Source organism: Pseudoxanthomonas sp. USHLN014 (assembly GCF_037153335.1).
GTDB lineage: Bacteria > Pseudomonadota > Gammaproteobacteria > Xanthomonadales > Xanthomonadaceae > Pseudoxanthomonas_A > Pseudoxanthomonas_A winnipegensis.
In genome coordinates this window covers 1-16592 of the sequence record NZ_JBBCKO010000020.1, presented here as the reverse complement: position 1 = coordinate 16592, position 16592 = coordinate 1, and the positions used below count along the sequence as shown (strand labels likewise).

Sequence of the window (16592 nt, the reverse complement as noted above, 5' to 3'; positions counted from 1 at the left end):
CGTGCTGTCCAAGGACGAGGGTGGCCGTCACACGCCGTTCTTCAAGGGCTACCGTCCGCAGTTCTACTTCCGCACCACCGACATCACCGGTGCGATCGAGCTGCCGGAAGGTACCGAGATGGTGATGCCGGGCGACAACGTGAAGATGAAGGTCACGCTGATCAACCCGGTGGCGATGGACGAGGGCCTGCGCTTCGCGATCCGCGAGGGTGGCCGTACCGTCGGCGCCGGCGTGGTAGCCAAGATCATCAAGTGACGATCTGACCCCTGCGCGCCAAGGCGCGCAGGGCTTTGTCAGATCGTCGTCCCCGCGAAAGCGGGGATCCAGCGGTCCGACACGGCGACATCGACCCGTGAAAGCGGGGTCCGGCGCCAGTAATCAGTCCCGCACCCGCGGGAGTCCACGCATCGGCACGGGCGAGTCTTGCGGTTCGCCGGTGCCTTTACAGTTCATACGCCAGTAGCTCAATTGGCAGAGCAGCGGTCTCCAAAACCGCAGGTTGGGGGTTCGAGTCCCTCCTGGCGTGCCACTGTCCAGATCGTCCCGCCTTCGCAGGCGGTGCAGTGCAAGGCGGCACATCCAACCCGAATGAACAGCAAGATCCAACCATCCAAGGCGCCGACCACGTCCGCGGGCGATATCGCCAAGTACGTGGCGGCCGGGGCACTCGTCGTTGCCGGCCTGGTGGTGTGGTGGTGGTCTGCCGGCCAGTGGGCGACCCCGTTGCGCGCGCTGATCGTGATCGTCGGCCTGGTCGCCGGCGCCGCGGTGTTTGTGGCCACGGCCAAGGGCAAGGACACCCTGGAATTCCTGTCCGAGTCGCGCTTCGAGCTGCGCAAGGTGGTGTGGCCGACCCGTCAGGAGTCGCTGCGCATGACCTGGGTGGTGATGGTGGTGGTGGTGATCCTCAGCCTGATCCTGGCTGGCTTCGACTTCGGCATTCAGTGGCTGGTCGAAAAACTGTTCACGATGGGCCGTTGAGGAGATTTCCACAGTGAAGCGTTGGTACGTGGTACACGCCTATTCAGGCTTTGAGAAGTCCGTGGCACAGGCGCTGCGCGATCGGATCGTGCGCGACGGCATGGAAGATCGCTTCGGCGACGTGCTGGTGCCCACCGAGGAAGTGGTGGAGATGCGGTCGGGTCAGAAGCGCCGGTCCGAGCGCAAGTTCTTCCCCGGTTACGTGCTGGTCCAGATCGAGACCCACGACGAAGCCGGCATCCCGCGCATGGACAACGAGTCCTGGCACCTGGTGAAGGACACCAGCAAGGTCCTGGGCTTCATCGGCGGCACCGCCGACCGTCCGCTGCCGATCCGTGACGAAGAGGCTGCCGCGATCCTGGACCGTGTTCAGGAAGGCGTCGAGAAGCCGCGTCCGAAGGTGCTGTTCGAGCCGGGCGAGATGGTCCGCGTGGTCGACGGCCCGTTCAACGACTTCAACGGCGTGGTCGAGGAAGTCAATTACGAGAAGAGCCGCCTGCGCGTGGCCGTGCTCATCTTCGGCCGCTCCACCCCGGTGGAGCTGGAATTCGGCCAGGTCGAGAAGGCCTGAGCCCCCGCCGCCGGCGCCGCTTGCGCCGGACGGCCCAAAACCTGCTATAGTGCGCGGCTCCCTTGTCCGGTCAGCCGGGCAACCGCAATGGCCGCCCTCGTTGGCGGCCTTTGTCGCGAACGCATACGCGATGTCGGGACGCGTGATTTTCCCGATCCGATGGGGAGCCTGATCCTAGGCGCTAGCACCCGGAGAGCATTGAAATGGCAAAGAAAGTTGTCGGTTACATCAAGCTGCAGGTGAAGGCCGGTCAGGCCAACCCCTCGCCGCCGGTCGGTCCTGCGCTGGGTCAGCGCGGTCTGAACATCATGGAGTTCTGCAAGGCGTTCAACGCGGCGACCTCCAAGCTCGAGCCGGGTCTGCCGACCCCGGTCATCATCACGGCCTACTCGGACCGTACCTTCACCTTCGTGACCAAGTCGACCCCGGCTTCGGTGCTGCTGAAGAAGGCGGTGGGCATCCAGTCCGGCTCCAAGCGCCCCAACACCGAGAAGGTGGGCAAGGTCACCCGCAAGCAGCTCGAGGACATCGCCAAGGCGAAGGAGCCCGATCTGACCGCGGCCGATCTGGACGCAGCGGTGCGCACGATTGCGGGCTCGGCCCGTTCCATGGGTCTGACGGTCGAGGGCTGAAGACATGGCAATGAACAAGCGACAGAAGGCCATCCTGGCCGCCGTGACCCCGGGTAAGGCGTACGCCTTCGAAGAGGCCGTGAACATCCTCAAGACCGCCGCCAAGGCCAAGTTCGTCGAGTCCATCGACGTGGCCGTGCGTCTGGGCGTGGATGCCAAGAAGTCCGACCAGCAGGTGCGCGGTTCGACCGTGTTGCCGGCCGGTACCGGCAAGGCCGTGCGCGTGGCGGTGTTCGCTCCGGCCGGTGCCAAGGCTGACGAGGCCCTGGCCGCCGGCGCCGAAGCGGTCGGCATGGACGACCTGGCCGAGAAGATGCAGGCCGGCGATCTGAACTACGACGTGGTCATCGCCACGCCGGACGCGATGCGCGTGGTCGGTAAGCTGGGTCAGGTCCTGGGCCCGCGCGGCCTGATGCCGAACCCGAAGGTCGGCACCGTCTCGCCGAACCCGGCCGAAGCGGTGAAGAACGCCAAGTCGGGTCAGGTGCGCTACCGCACCGACAAGGCCGGCATCATCCACTGCACCATCGGCAAGGCCTCATTCGAGGACGAAGCCCTGAAGAACAATCTGCAGGCCCTGCTGGCCGACCTGGTCAAGGCCAAGCCCTCGACCGCCAAGGGGCAGTACCTGCAGAAGATCTCGATCAGCTCGACCATGGGCCCCGGCGTGACCGTGGACCAGTCCTCGCTGAACCTGAAGTAAGAAAGACGGGAACGCGTAGCGGGGCAGGGCGACGAGTCAAGGCAAAGCAACAGCGCCGGCCACTCGTCTCTCGATCCCCTCCATGTGTTCCCGCGTTTGGGGGCGATCTGCGGTGCGAGCCGCAGAAAGCCGTCAAAGACCGCAGGTGCGGTCAGCGCGCTCCGACGACGGGCAGGGAAGCTCGGTCCTGGCAAGGATTCGGCGTCGGCGCTAGCGGGACTGCTTGATTGGCCTTGTGCCAGCCCGCGCAGATGGTGCCGCCTTCATCGGTTTCTGGTCTTGCTTCGCGCGGGCCAGTTGATAAGGCCACCAGTGGGACGCGAAGGCGTCCCCGGCGTCCAGGATGGACGCTGCCCTGGACCGCAAGCGGCAGGAGCCGTGAGCGGAGTTCACAATGAGGAGTGATTAATGGCTCTCAATCTGTCCCAGAAGCAAGAAGTTGTCGCCGAGCTGGCAGACGTCGCCGCCAAGGCGCACTCCTTGATCGCCGCCGAGTACGCAGGCACCACGGTCTCCCAGATGACCGCGATGCGCAAGCAGGCGCGCGAGTCCGGCGTGTACCTGCGCGTGGTCAAGAACACCTTGGCCGCCCGTGCTGTGGAAGGTACCGAATACGAGTGCGCCAAGGACTCGCTGGTCGGACCGCTGCTGTACGCGTTCTCGACCGAGGAGCCCGGCGCTGCCGGTCGCCTGATCAAGGAATTCGCCAAGTCCAACGACAAGCTGCAGCCCAAGGTTGTGGCCGTGGGCGGCCAGCTGTATCCGGCCAGCCACGTCGACGTCCTGGCTTCGCTGCCGACCCGCGATCAGGCCCTGGCCATGCTGGCCCGCGTCCTGGCCGAACCCGTCACGATGTTCGCCCGCGCCATCAAGGCCGTGGCCGAGCAGCAGGGCGGTGGCGATGCAGCGCCGGCCGAGGCGGAAGCCCCGGCTGAAACGGCCTGATTCCCGTATCCCATTCCAGAAATTTGACCGAAGGTAAACACAATGTCCCTGTCCACCGAGCAGATCGTCGACGCCATCGCTGAAAAGACCCTCATGGAGATCATGGAGCTGGTCAAGGCGATCGAAGACAAGTTTGGCGTCTCCGCCGCCGCCCCGGTTGCCGTTGCCGCCGCCGCTGGCCCGGCCGCCGCCGTCGAAGAGCAGACCGAGTTCAACATCATCCTGAAGGACGCCGGCGCCAAGAAGGTCGACGTCATCAAGGCCGTCCGCGCCATCACCGGCCTGGGCCTGAAGGAAGCCAAGGACCTCACCGAGGCCGGCGGCGTCCTGAAGGAAGGCGTGTCGAAGGAAGATGCCGAGAAGATGAAGAAGGACCTCGAGGCCGCTGGCGCGACCGTCGAAGTGAAGTAATTGCAATTTGTCGCCTAGTTCCATCGGCGACACCCAAAGGCCGGGGGCGAAAGCCCCTGGCCTTCGGTCGTTGTTGAAAAAGCAGTCCGCAACACGCAAGTCGTAGCAAACAACGCCGTTCGTTGTCCGCCGCACCGCGGCGAGAAAATCCACGAGTTGGTAGTTGGAAGTAGCGGGAGATGGCGTGCTGGTGCCGGCAATACCAGCGACTTCCAACTGACAGTTCTTCCCATTCGAAAGAATGTTCCCCAGGGGTCGCGGACGCGTGGCCCCCCGATGCCAGAGGCAATGTCCCATGTCGACGACATACTCGTTCACTGAAAAGAAGCGCATCCGCAAGGACTTCGGCAAGCAGCGGTCGATCCTCGAGGTCCCGTTCCTGCTCGCCATCCAGGTCGATTCCTACCGCGAGTTCCTGCAGGAGCACGTTGACGCCGCCAAGCGCGAGGACCGTGGCCTGCACGCCGCGCTCAAGTCCGTGTTCCCGATCTCCAGCTACTCCGGCAACGCCGCGCTGGAATACGTCGGCTACAAGCTGGGCGAGCCGGCGTTCGACGAGCGCGAGTGCCGTCAGCGTGGCATGAGCTACGGCGCGCCGCTGCGCGTGACCGTGCGCCTGGTCATCTACGACCGCGAGTCCTCGACCAAGGCCATCAAGTACGTGAAGGAGCAGGAGGTCTATCTGGGCGAGATCCCGCTCATGACCGACAACGGCACCTTCATCGTCAACGGCACCGAGCGCGTCATCGTCTCCCAGCTGCACCGCTCGCCGGGCGTGTTCTTCGATCACGACCGCGGCAAGACCCACAGCTCGGGCAAGCTGCTGTACAGCGCCCGCATCATCCCTTACCGCGGTTCCTGGCTGGACTTCGAGTTCGACCCGAAGGACGCACTGTTCACCCGTATCGACCGTCGCCGCAAGCTGCCGGTGTCGATCCTGCTGCGTGCGCTGGGCTACTCCAACGAGGAGATGCTCAACCACTTCTTCGAGATCAACACCTTCCACATCGACCCGAGCGAAGGCGTGCAGCTGGAGCTGGTGCCCGAGCGCCTGCGCGGCGAGACGCTGAACTTCGACCTGGCCGATGGCGACAAGGTCATCGTCGAGGCCGGCAAGCGCATCACCGCCCGCCACGTCAAGCAGCTGGAAGCCTCCGGCATCGCCGCGCTGGCCGTGCCCGACGAGTACCTGGTGGGCCGCATCCTCTCGCACGACGTGGTCGATGCCTCGACCGGCGAGCTGCTGGCCAACGCCAACGACGAGATCACCGACGACCAGCTGGCCGCGTTCCGCAAGGCCGGCGTCGAGGTGGTGGGCACGCTGTGGGTGAACGATCTGGATCGTGGCCCCTACCTGTCCAACACCCTGCGCATCGACCCGACCAAGACCCAGCTCGAGGCCCTGGTCGAGATCTACCGCATGATGCGTCCGGGCGAGCCGCCGACCAAGGACGCCGCGCAGAACCTGTTCCACAACCTGTTCTTCACCTTCGAGCGCTACGACCTGTCGGCCGTGGGCCGCATGAAGTTCAACCGCCGCGTGGGCCGCAAGGAAACCACCGGTGAGTCGGTGCTGTACGACCACAAGTACTTCAGCGTGCGCAACGACGAGGAATCCAAGCGCCTGGTCGCCACCAATGGCCAGAGCTCGGACATCCTGGACGTGATCTCGGTCCTGACCGAGATCCGCAACGGCCGCGGCGTGGTCGACGACATCGACCACTTGGGCAACCGTCGCGTGCGTTCGGTCGGCGAAATGGCCGAGAACGTGTTCCGCGTGGGCCTGGTCCGCGTCGAGCGCGCGGTCAAGGAGCGCCTGTCGATGGCCGAGTCCGAAGGCCTGACCCCGCAGGAGCTGATCAACGCCAAGCCGGTGGCCGCCGCGATCAAGGAGTTCTTCGGCTCCTCGCAGCTGTCCCAGTTCATGGACCAGAACAACCCGCTGTCGGAAGTCACGCACAAGCGTCGCGTCTCGGCCCTGGGCCCGGGCGGCCTGACCCGCGAGCGCGCCGGCTTCGAAGTGCGCGACGTGCACCCGACCCACTACGGCCGCGTCTGCACCATCGAGACGCCGGAAGGCCCGAACATCGGCCTGATCAACTCGCTGGCGGTGTATGCCCGCACCAACGCCTACGGCTTCCTCGAGACGCCGTACCGCAAGGTCGTGGACGGCCGCATCACCGACGAGATCGAGTACCTGTCGGCGATCGAGGAGAACGAGTACGTCATCGCCCAGGCCAACGCGCTCAGCGATGCCAAGAACCAGCTGACCGAGCAGTTCGTGCCATGCCGCTACCAGGGCGAGTCGCTGCTCAAGCCGCCGTCGGACGTGGACTTCATGGACGTCTCGCCCATGCAGACCGTCTCCATCGCCGCGGCGCTGGTGCCGTTCCTGGAGCATGACGACGCCAACCGCGCGCTGATGGGCGCCAACATGCAGCGCCAGGCCGTGCCGACGCTGCGTGCGCAGAAGCCGCTGGTCGGCACCGGCATCGAGCGCGCCGTGGCGCGCGACTCGGGCGTGACGGTCAATGCCCGTCGCGGCGGTGAAGTGGTGCAGATCGACGCGGCCCGCATCGTGGTCAAGATCAACGAGGACGAGATCTCCGGCGAGCACGATGCCGGCGTGGATATCTACAACCTGATCAAGTACACCCGCTCCAACCAGAACACCTGCATCAACCAGCGTCCGCTGGTGAACGTGGGCGACGTGGTGGCGCGCGGCGACGTGCTGGCCGACGGTCCGTCCACCGACATCGGCGAACTGGCCCTGGGCCAGAACATGCTGATCGCGTTCATGCCGTGGAACGGCTACAACTTCGAAGACTCCATCCTGCTCTCCGAGCGCGTGGTGGAAGAGGATCGCTACACCACGATCCACATCGAGGAACTGACCGTCCAGGCGCGCGACACCAAGCTGGGACCGGAGGAAATCTCGGCCGACATCCCCAACGTCTCGGAGAGCGCGCTGAACCGCCTCGACGAGTCCGGCGTGGTGTACATCGGCGCCGAAGTGCGCGCTGGCGACATCCTGGTGGGCAAGGTCACGCCGAAGGGCGAGAGCCAGCTGACCCCGGAAGAGAAGCTGCTGCGCGCGATCTTCGGCGAGAAGGCCTCCGACGTGAAGGACAGCTCGCTGCGCGTGCCCCCGGGCATGGACGGCGTGGTCATCGACGTGCAGGTGTTCACCCGCGACGGCATCGAGAAGGACAAGCGCGCGCGCCAGATCGAGGATTCCGAGATCAAGCGCGTCAAGAAGGACTTCGACGACCAGTTCCGCATCCTGGAGAACGCGATCTTCGCCCGCCTGCGCTCGCAGCTGGTCGGCAAGGTGGCCAACGGCGGTGCCGGCCTGAAGAAGGGCGACACCATCACCGACGCCTACCTGGACGGCCTGAAGAAGGCCGACTGGTTCGCCATCCGCATGAAGGATGACGACGCGGCCGACGCCATCGAGCGTGCGCAGAAGCAGGTCCAGGCGCACGAGAAGGAGTTCGAGCGTCGCTTCGCCGACAAGCGCGGCAAGATCACCCAGGGCGACGACCTCGCCCCGGGCGTGCTGAAGATGGTCAAGGTGTTCCTGGCCGTGAAGCGCCGCATCCAGCCGGGCGACAAGATGGCCGGCCGTCACGGCAACAAGGGTGTGGTCTCCAACGTGGTGCCGGTCGAGGACATGCCGTACATGGCCAATGGCCAGACCGTGGACATCGTGCTGAACCCGCTGGGCGTGCCTTCGCGCATGAACATCGGCCAGATCCTCGAGGTGCACCTGGGCTGGGCCGCCAAGGGCCTGGGCAAGCGCATCCAGACGATGCTCGAGCAGCAGCGCGCGGTCAGCGAGCTGCGCGCGTTCCTGGCCAAGGTCTACAACCACGACAAGGCCCTGGCCGGTGATCGTGTGGACCTGGACCAGTTCAGCGATGACGAGCTGATCGGCCTGGCGCATAACCTCACCGATGGCGTGCCGATGGCCACCCCGGTGTTCGACGGCGCCCACGAGGACGAGCTGCGCGAGATGCTCAACCTGGCCTATCCGGACGGCGATGCGGAAACCGAACTGCTCGGCTTCAACGCCAGCAAGACGCAGATGCAGCTGTACGACGGCCGCACCGGCGAGGCGTTCGATCGCAAGACCACGGTCGGCTACATGCACTACCTGAAGCTGAACCACCTGGTCGACGACAAGATGCACGCCCGTTCCACCGGCCCGTACTCGCTGGTCACCCAGCAGCCGCTGGGCGGCAAGGCGCAGTTCGGCGGCCAGCGCTTCGGCGAAATGGAAGTCTGGGCGCTGGAAGCCTACGGCGCGGCGCACACCCTGCAGGAAATGCTGACCGTCAAGTCCGACGACGTGCAGGGCCGCAACCAGATGTACAAGAACATCGTCGATGGCGAACACGAGATGGTCGCGGGCATGCCGGAGTCCTTCAACGTCTTGGTGAAGGAAATCCGCTCGCTGGCCATCAACATGGAGCTGGAAGACAACTGAGGTTCGGGATTGGAGATTCGGGATCGGGGAGTGGCACAAGCCGCTCCCACGCTCCCGGATCCTCGCTCTGACGAATCCCCAATCTCGAATTCCGAATCCCGGAGAAACTCATGAAAGACCTGCTCAACCTCTTCAACCAGCAGCGCCAGACCCTGGACTTCGACGCGATCAAGATCGCGCTGGCCTCGCCGGATCTGATCCGCTCGTGGTCCTTCGGCGAAGTGAAGAAGCCGGAAACCATCAACTACCGTACCTTCAAGCCCGAGCGTGACGGCCTGTTCTGCGCCGCCATCTTCGGACCGATCAAGGACTACGAGTGCCTGTGCGGCAAGTACAAGCGCATGAAGCACCGCGGCGTGGTCTGCGAGAAGTGCGGCACCGAGGTGACCCTGGCCAAGGTGCGCCGCGAGCGCATGGGCCACATCGACCTGGCCTCGCCGGTCGCGCACATCTGGTTCCTCAAGTCGCTGCCCTCGCGCATCGGCCTGATGCTGGACATGACCCTGCGCGACATCGAGCGCGTGCTGTACTTCGAAGCCTACGTGGTGACCGAGCCGGGCCTGACCCCGCTGGAAAGCCGCCAGCTGCTGACCGAAGAGCAGTACCTGACCGCGCGCCAGGAGCACGGCGACGACTTCGACGCCGCCATGGGCGCCGAGGCCGTGTTCGAACTGCTGCGCCACATCGACCTGCAGGCCGAGATGGTCAAGCTGCGCGAGGAGATCGCCAGCACCGGTTCGGAGACCAAGCTCAAGCGTCTGACCAAGCGCATCAAGCTGGTCGAGGCCTTCCTGGAGTCCGGCAACCGTCCGGAATGGATGGTCATGACCGTGCTGCCGGTGCTGCCGCCGGATCTGCGCCCGCTGGTGCCGCTGGACGGCGGCCGCTTCGCGACTTCCGACCTCAACGACCTGTACCGCCGCGTCATCAACCGCAACAACCGTCTGCGCCGCCTGCTGGAGCTCAACGCTCCGGACATCATCGTGCGCAACGAAAAGCGCATGCTGCAGGAATCGGTCGACGCGCTGATGGACAACGGCCGTCGCGGCCGCGCCATCACCGGCACCAACAAGCGTCCGCTGAAGTCGCTGGCCGACATGATCAAGGGCAAGCAGGGCCGGTTCCGCCAGAACCTGCTCGGCAAGCGCGTGGACTACTCGGGCCGTTCGGTCATCGTGGTCGGCCCGTACCTCAAGCTGCACCAGTGCGGCCTGCCCAAGAAGATGGCGCTGGAGCTGTTCAAGCCGTTCGTGTTCGCCAAGCTGCAGCGTCGCGGCCTGGCCACCACGATCAAGGCCGCCAAGAAGCTGGTCGAGCGCGAGGAAGGCGAAGTCTGGGACATCCTGGAAGAAGTCATCCGCGAGCACCCGGTGCTGCTGAACCGCGCCCCGACCCTGCACCGCCTGGGCATCCAGGCGTTCGAGCCGGTGCTGATCGAGGGCAAGGCCATCCAGCTGCACCCGCTGGTCTGCACCGCGTTCAACGCCGACTTCGACGGTGACCAGATGGCCGTGCACGTGCCGCTCTCGCTGGAAGCCCAGCTGGAAGCGCGCGCGCTGATGATGTCGTCCAACAACATCCTCTCGCCGGCCAACGGCGAGCCGATCATCGTGCCCTCGCAGGACGTGGTGCTGGGTCTGTACTACATGACCCGCGCCCTGGAGAACAAGGCGGGCGAGGGCATGGCCTTCGCCAACATCGCCGAGGTCAAGCGCGCCTACGACAACCGCGTGGTCGAACTGCACGCCAAGGTCAAGGTGCGCATCACCGAGACGGTGATCGCCGAGGACGGCAGCCGCGAGAAGAAGACCTCGATCGTGGACACCACGGTCGGGCGCGCGCTGCTGGCCGAGATCCTGCCCGACGGCCTGCCGTTCGCGCTGGCCAACACCGACCTGACCAAGAAGAACATCTCGCGTCTGATCAACTCCAGCTACCGCCAGCTGGGTCTGAAGGACACGGTCGTGTTCGCCGACAAGCTGATGTACACCGGCTTCGCCTACGCCACCCGCGCGGGCGTGTCGATCGGCATCGACGACATGGTCATCCCGGACGAGAAGAAGGGCATCCTGGGCGAGGCCGAGCAGGAAGTGCTCGAGATCCAGGAGCAGTACCAGTCCGGCCTGGTCACCGCCGGCGAGCGCTACAACAAGGTCGTGGACATCTGGTCGCGCACCAACGAGCGCATCGCCAAGGCGATGATGGACACCATCGGTACCGACAAGGTGCTCAACGCCAAGGGCGAGACCATCAACGAGAAGTCGATGAACTCGCTGTACATCATGGCCGACTCCGGCGCGCGTGGTAGCCAGGCGCAGATCCGCCAGCTGGCCGGCATGCGCGGCCTGATGGCCCGTCCCGATGGCTCGATCATCGAGACGCCCATCAAGGCGAACTTCCGCGAAGGCCTGAACGTGCAGGAGTACTTCAACTCCACCCACGGCGCCCGCAAGGGTCTGGCCGATACCGCGCTGAAGACCGCCAACTCCGGTTACCTGACCCGTCGCCTGGTCGACGTGGCGCAGGACGTGGTGATCACCGAGGTCGACTGCGGCACCACCGACGGCCTGACCATGACCCCGATCGTGGAAGGCGGCGACGTGGTCGAGCCGCTGAAGGACCGCGTGCTGGGCCGCATCGTGGCCGAGGACGTGTTCCTGCCGGGCAACGACGAGGACCCGATCGTCACCCGCAACACGCTGCTGGACGAAGCCTGGGTGCAGAAGCTGGAAGACGCCGGCGTGCAGATGGTGAAGGTGCGCTCGACCATCACCTGCACCTCGGACTTCGGCGTGTGCTCGCACTGCTACGGCCGCGACCTGGCCCGTGGCCACATCGTCAACATCGGCGAAGCGGTCGGCGTCATCGCCGCCCAGTCGATCGGCGAGCCCGGCACGCAGCTGACCATGCGTACGTTCCACATCGGTGGTGCCGCTTCGCGTGCCGCCGCGGTGGACAACATCACGGTCAAGACCACCGGCTCGGTGAAGTTCAACAACCTCAAGTCGGTCGAGCACGCCAACGGTTCGCTGGTGGCGGTGTCGCGTTCGGGCGAACTGTCGGTGCTGGACGCCCACGGTCGCGAGCGCGAGCGCTACAAGCTGCCCTACGGCGCCACCATCACCGTCAAGGACGGCGATGCGGTCAAGGCCGGCCAGACCGTGGCCAACTGGGATCCGCATAACCACCCGATCGTGTCGGAAGTGGCCGGTTTCGTGCGCTTCGTGGACTTCGTCGACGGCATCACCGTCATCGAGAAGACCGACGAACTGACCGGCCTGGCCTCGCGCGAGATCACCGATCCCAAGCGTCGTGGCTCGCAGGGCAAGGACCTGCGTCCGCTGGTGCGCATCGTCGACAAGGACGGCAAGGATCTGTCGATCCCGGGCACCGACATGCCGGCCCAGTACCTGCTGCCGCCGCGTTCGGTGGTCAACCTGCAGGACGGCGCCGCCGTCGGCGTGGGCGACGTGGTCACCAAGGTGCCGCAGGAAGCGTCCAAGACCCGCGACATTACCGGTGGTCTGCCGCGCGTGGCCGACCTGTTCGAGGCGCGCAAGCCGAAGGATCCGGCGATCCTGGCCGAGCGTTCGGGCGTGATCAGCTTCGGCAAGGACACCAAGGGCAAGCAGCGCCTGATCATCAAGGACACCGACGGCAACGAGCACGAGGAGCTGATTCCCAAGTTCCGCCAGATCATCGTGTTCGAAGGCGAGCACGTGGCCAAGGGCGAGACCATCGTGGACGGCGAGCCGAGCCCGCAGGACATCCTGCGCCTGCTGGGTGTCGAGCCGCTGGCCGCGTACCTGGTCAAGGAAATCCAGGACGTCTACCGCCTGCAGGGCGTGAAGATCAACGACAAGCACATCGAGGTGATCACCCGCCAGATGCTGCGCAAGGTGGAGATCACCGACGCGGGCAACAGCAAGTTCCTGGCCGGCGAGCAGGTCGAGAAGCAGCGCGTGATCGAAGAGAACGCCAGGCTGGTGGCCCGCAACGAGCTGCCGGCGCAGTACGAGCCGGTCCTGCTGGGCATCACCAAGGCCTCGCTGGCGACCGAGTCGTTCATCTCCGCGGCCTCCTTCCAGGAGACCACCCGCGTGCTGACCGAGGCGGCCGTGCGCGGCACCCGTGACAGCCTGCGCGGTCTGAAGGAGAACGTGATCGTCGGCCGTCTGATCCCGGCCGGTACCGGTCTGACCTACCACAGCCAGCGCCGTCGCAACGCCTCGGGCCTGACCGAGTCGGAGATGGCCGCCCTGTCCGGGCCGGTGACCGCCGAGGCCGTGGCCGAAGGTGGCGAAGCCGAGTCGGAAACCAGCACCGAGCAGTAAGCCAGCAAGACGGGCCGGCCCCAGGCGGGGCCGGCCTGACCAAGCGGAAGGGGGCGCAGGATGTGCCCCGTATCCCGGCCCGGGACCGGCCAGACGGTGGTGAGGATTTCGTCGGTTGACGACAAATTCCGCTGCCAGCTATACTCTCCTGTCTCGGCAGGCCGCATCTACGGCCTGCCGTCGTTTTCACGCAAAAGGCCCGGCGTCACGGCCTTCATCCAAAGAATCCAAAGATGGCAACGATCAACCAGCTGGTCCGCAAGCCGCGGCAGGCGACGACCTACAAGAGCGCCTCGCCGGCACTCGACAACTGTCCGCAGCGCCGCGGCGTCTGCACGCGCGTCTACACCACCACGCCCAAGAAGCCGAACTCGGCGCTGCGCAAGGTGGCCAAGGTGCGCCTGACCAACCAGGAAGAAGTCATCAGCTACATCGGTGGCGAAGGGCATAACCTGCAGGAGCACTCGGTGGTGCTGATCCGCGGCGGTCGCGTCAAGGACCTGCCGGGCGTGCGTTACCACACCGTGCGCGGTTCGCTCGACGCCGCCGGCGTTGCCAAGCGCCGCCAGGCCCGTTCCAAGTACGGCGCCAAGCGTCCGAAGAGCTAAGGGAATAAGACATGTCTCGTAAAGGTTCCGCGCCGCAGCGCACCGTTCTGCCCGATCCCAAGCACGGCAGCCACACCATCGCCCGCTTCATCAACATGGTGATGCTGAGCGGCAAGAAGTCCGTCGCCGAGAAGATCGTCTACGGCGCCATGGACGTCATCGGCGAAAAGAATCCCAACGCCCTCGAGCTGGTCGAGAAGGCGCTGGACAACGTCGCGCCGGCCGTCGAGGTCAAGTCGCGCCGCGTCGGTGGTGCCACCTATCAGGTGCCGGTCGAAGTGCGCGCCTCGCGCCGCCTGGCCCTGGCCATGCGCTGGCTGATCGAGTCGGCCCGCAAGCGCGGTGAGAACACCATGCCGCGCAAGCTGGCCGCCGAACTGATCGACGCCTCGGAGAACCGCGGCGGCGCCATCAAGAAGCGTGAAGAAACCCACCGCATGGCCGAAGCCAACAAGGCGTTCGCGCACTATCGCTGGTAAGGCAGTACCGGGGGCCTTGAATCTTCGGGCCCCAGGCGCCACCTAGGCGCCACACAACGCGCTGATCATCGCGCACGACAGCGAAAGCCGCCCCCGGGCGGCATTCGGTCTTTAGGACCCGTGTGATCATCGCCCCCGTTCGCGCCCATGGCGCGACGTTCTTTTCATCAAAAAGAGAGACTCCTCGTGGCTCGCACCACTCCCATCGAGCGTTACCGCAACTTCGGCATCATGGCCCACATCGACGCGGGCAAGACCACCACGTCGGAGCGCATCCTGTTCTACACCGGTGTCAGCCACAAGATCGGTGAGGTGCACGATGGCGCCGCCACGATGGACTGGATGGAGCAGGAGCAGGAGCGCGGCATCACCATCACGTCCGCCGCCACCACGGCGTTCTGGACGGGTATGGACAAGTCCATGCCGCAGCACCGCTTCAACATCATCGACACCCCCGGCCACGTCGACTTCACCATCGAAGTCGAGCGTTCGCTGCGCGTGCTCGACGGCGCGGTGTTCGTGCTGTGCGCCGTCGGTGGCGTGCAGCCGCAGTCCGAGACCGTGTGGCGTCAGGCCAACAAGTACGCCGTGCCGCGTCTGGCGTTCGTCAACAAGATGGACCGCACCGGCGCCAACTTCGACAAGGTCGTGGACCAGCTCAAGGCCCGTCTGGGCGCGTACGCCGTGCCGATGCAGGTGCCGATCGGCGCCGAGGACGGCTTCGAGGGCGTGATCGACCTGGTCAAGATGAAGGCGATCCACTGGGATACCGCCTCGCAGGGCACCGTGTTCGAGTACCGCGACATCCCCGCCGAGCTGCAGTCCAAGGCCGACGAGGCCCGCAGCTTCATGGTCGAGGCCGCGGCCGAGGCCAGCGAAGAGCTGATGGACAAGTACCTGGGCGGCGGCGACCTGTCCGAGGCCGAGATCCTGAGCGGTCTGCGCGAGCGCACCCTGCGCGTGGAGATCGTGCCGGTCTACTGCGGCACCGCCTTCAAGAACAAGGGCGTGCAGGCCATGCTCGACGGCGTGATCCAGCTGCTGCCGTCGCCGGTGGATCGTCCGCCGGTGCAGGGCATCGACGAGAACGAGCAGGAAGACAGCCGCAAGGCGGGCGACAACGAGCCCTTCTCGGCGCTGGCGTTCAAGATCATGACCGACCCGTTCGTGGGCTCGCTGACCTTCTTCCGCGTCTACTCGGGTGTGCTCAACTCCGGCGACCAGGTCTACAACCCGGTCAAGTCGAAGAAGGAGCGCGTGGGCCGCATCCTGCAGATGCACTCCAACAACCGCGAAGAGATCAAGGAAGTGCGCGCGGGCGACATCGCCGCGGCGGTGGGTCTGAAGGACGTCACCACCGGCGACACGCTGTGCGCGCAGGACAAGATCATCACCCTGGAGCGCATGACGTTCCCGGAGCCGGTGATCTCGATGGCGGTCGAGCCGAAGACCAAGTCCGACCAGGAGAAGATGGGCCTGGCGCTGGGTCGCCTGGCGCAGGAAGATCCCTCGTTCCGCGTGCGGACCGACGAGGAATCCGGCCAGACCATCATCGCCGGCATGGGCGAGCTGCACCTGGAAATCATCGTCGACCGCATGAAGCGCGAGTTCAACGTTGAAGCCAACGTCGGCAAGCCGCAGGTGGCCTACCGCGAGACGATCCGCAAGGGCGTCAAGCAGGATGGCAAGTTCGTGCGCCAGTCGGGCGGTCGCGGCCAGTACGGCCACATCGTGATCGAGATGGAGCCGGCCGAGCGTGGCGCGGGCTTCAGCTACGAGAGCGCGATCGTCGGCGGCGTGGTGCCGAAGGAATACGTCGCCGCCGCGGGCAAGGGCATCGAAGAGGCCATGCGCAATGGTCCGCTGGCCGGCTTCCCGGTGGTGGACGTCGCGGTCAAGGCCGTCGACGGTTCGTTCCACGACGTGGACTCCAACGAAATGGCGTTCAAGGTCGCCGGCTCGATGGCGTTCAAGGAAGCCTTCTCCAAGGCCTCGCCGGTCCTGCTCGAGCCGATGATGAAGGTCGAGATCGTCACGCCCGAGGATTACCTGGGTGACGTGATGGGCGACGTGAGCCGTCGTCGCGGCATCCTGCAGGGCCAGGACGAAAGCCCGTCGGGCAAGGTCATCAACGCCATGGTGCCGCTGGGCGAGATGTTCGGCTACGCCACCACGCTGCGCTCGATGTCGCAGGGTCGCGCGACCTTCTCGATGGAGTTCGACCACTACGCCGAAGCGCCGGCCAACATCGCCGAAGCGGTCACCAAGAAGTAATCGACCGCTTCGCACCGCATTCCAACTGACACAACTTTTGAAGGATTACGACAATGGCAAAGGGTAAGTTCGAGCGCACCAAGCCGCACGTGAACGTGGGCACGATTGGTCACGTTGACCATGGCAAGACGACGCTGACGGCGGCGCTGACCAAGGTGGGCGCG

Annotated in this window: 12 protein-coding genes, 1 tRNA gene and 1 pseudogene; all 14 read left to right on the top strand. The window is 65.4% G+C overall.

Translation table 11 applies throughout. From position 1 onward, the window contains the following. Positions 1–256: pseudogene (gene tuf / locus WFQ05_RS20440) on the top strand (elongation factor Tu); the annotation flags it as partial. Positions 257–454: 198 nt separating this feature from the next. Further along, a tRNA-Trp gene (locus WFQ05_RS20435) sits at positions 455–530 on the top strand. Positions 531–589: 59 nt separating this feature from the next. Then, a complete protein-coding gene (secE, locus tag WFQ05_RS20430; protein WP_130515941.1) occupies positions 590–982 on the top strand; it encodes a preprotein translocase subunit SecE in 393 nt (130 codons plus the stop codon). A 13-nt stretch (positions 983–995) separates the two neighbouring features. Beyond that, positions 996–1553 carry a transcription termination/antitermination protein NusG gene (nusG, locus tag WFQ05_RS20425; RefSeq protein ID WP_130515943.1) on the top strand — a complete coding sequence of 186 codons (558 nt, stop codon included), beginning with the start codon at positions 996–998 and terminating at the stop codon, positions 1551–1553. Between the two features lie 203 nt (positions 1554–1756). Then, the gene (gene rplK / locus WFQ05_RS20420; RefSeq protein ID WP_130515946.1) at positions 1757–2185 is read left to right on the top strand and encodes a 50S ribosomal protein L11; all 429 of its coding nucleotides are present in this window, start codon (positions 1757–1759) and stop codon (positions 2183–2185) included. Between the two features lie 4 nt (positions 2186–2189). Then, positions 2190–2888, top strand: coding sequence for a 50S ribosomal protein L1 (gene rplA / locus WFQ05_RS20415; protein WP_130515948.1), 699 nt, complete (start codon positions 2190–2192; stop codon positions 2886–2888). Between the two features lie 408 nt (positions 2889–3296). Further along, a complete protein-coding gene (gene rplJ / locus WFQ05_RS20410; protein ID WP_130515950.1) occupies positions 3297–3833 on the top strand; it encodes a 50S ribosomal protein L10 in 537 nt (178 codons plus the stop codon). Between the two features lie 42 nt (positions 3834–3875). Continuing rightward, positions 3876–4244, top strand: coding sequence for a 50S ribosomal protein L7/L12 (gene rplL, locus WFQ05_RS20405; protein ID WP_130515951.1), 369 nt, complete (start codon positions 3876–3878; stop codon positions 4242–4244). Between the two features lie 295 nt (positions 4245–4539). Then, positions 4540–8733 (top strand): DNA-directed RNA polymerase subunit beta, encoded by a 4194-nt coding sequence (gene rpoB / locus WFQ05_RS20400; RefSeq protein ID WP_337055178.1) that lies wholly within the window; start codon positions 4540–4542, stop codon positions 8731–8733. 110 nt (positions 8734–8843) lie between these two features. Continuing rightward, the gene (gene rpoC, locus WFQ05_RS20395; protein ID WP_337055177.1) at positions 8844–13067 is read left to right on the top strand and encodes a DNA-directed RNA polymerase subunit beta'; all 4224 of its coding nucleotides are present in this window, start codon (positions 8844–8846) and stop codon (positions 13065–13067) included. 233 nt (positions 13068–13300) lie between these two features. Then, the gene (rpsL, locus tag WFQ05_RS20390) at positions 13301–13675 is read left to right on the top strand and encodes a 30S ribosomal protein S12 (protein ID WP_130515957.1); all 375 of its coding nucleotides are present in this window, start codon (positions 13301–13303) and stop codon (positions 13673–13675) included. Positions 13676–13686: 11 nt separating this feature from the next. Further along, on the top strand, positions 13687–14154 hold the full coding sequence (gene rpsG / locus WFQ05_RS20385) for a 30S ribosomal protein S7 (protein ID WP_130515959.1): 468 nt from the start codon (positions 13687–13689) through the stop codon (positions 14152–14154). A gap of 186 nt (positions 14155–14340) precedes the next feature. Further along, on the top strand, positions 14341–16428 hold the full coding sequence (gene fusA / locus WFQ05_RS20380) for an elongation factor G (RefSeq protein ID WP_130515961.1): 2088 nt from the start codon (positions 14341–14343) through the stop codon (positions 16426–16428). A gap of 53 nt (positions 16429–16481) precedes the next feature. After that, positions 16482–16592, top strand: a 111-nt coding sequence (locus WFQ05_RS20375; RefSeq protein ID WP_137835413.1) for a GTP-binding protein, incomplete at its 3' end; no start/stop codon positions are given.

What these genes read in the sequence shown, in the direction of transcription:
- rpsL (WP_130515957.1), top strand. Translation starts at nt 13,301, where the DNA reads ATGGCAACGATCAACCAGCTGGTCCGCAAGCCGCGGCAGGCGACGACC.
- rplK (WP_130515946.1), top strand. Translation starts at nt 1,757, where the DNA reads ATGGCAAAGAAAGTTGTCGGTTACATCAAGCTGCAGGTGAAGGCCGGT.
- rplL (WP_130515951.1), top strand. Translation starts at nt 3,876, where the DNA reads ATGTCCCTGTCCACCGAGCAGATCGTCGACGCCATCGCTGAAAAGACC.
- rpoC (WP_337055177.1), top strand. Translation starts at nt 8,844, where the DNA reads ATGAAAGACCTGCTCAACCTCTTCAACCAGCAGCGCCAGACCCTGGAC.
- secE (WP_130515941.1), top strand. Translation starts at nt 590, where the DNA reads ATGAACAGCAAGATCCAACCATCCAAGGCGCCGACCACGTCCGCGGGC.
- rplA (WP_130515948.1), top strand. Translation starts at nt 2,190, where the DNA reads ATGGCAATGAACAAGCGACAGAAGGCCATCCTGGCCGCCGTGACCCCG.
- rplJ (WP_130515950.1), top strand. Translation starts at nt 3,297, where the DNA reads ATGGCTCTCAATCTGTCCCAGAAGCAAGAAGTTGTCGCCGAGCTGGCA.
- rpsG (WP_130515959.1), top strand. Translation starts at nt 13,687, where the DNA reads ATGTCTCGTAAAGGTTCCGCGCCGCAGCGCACCGTTCTGCCCGATCCC.
- rpoB (WP_337055178.1), top strand. Translation starts at nt 4,540, where the DNA reads ATGTCGACGACATACTCGTTCACTGAAAAGAAGCGCATCCGCAAGGAC.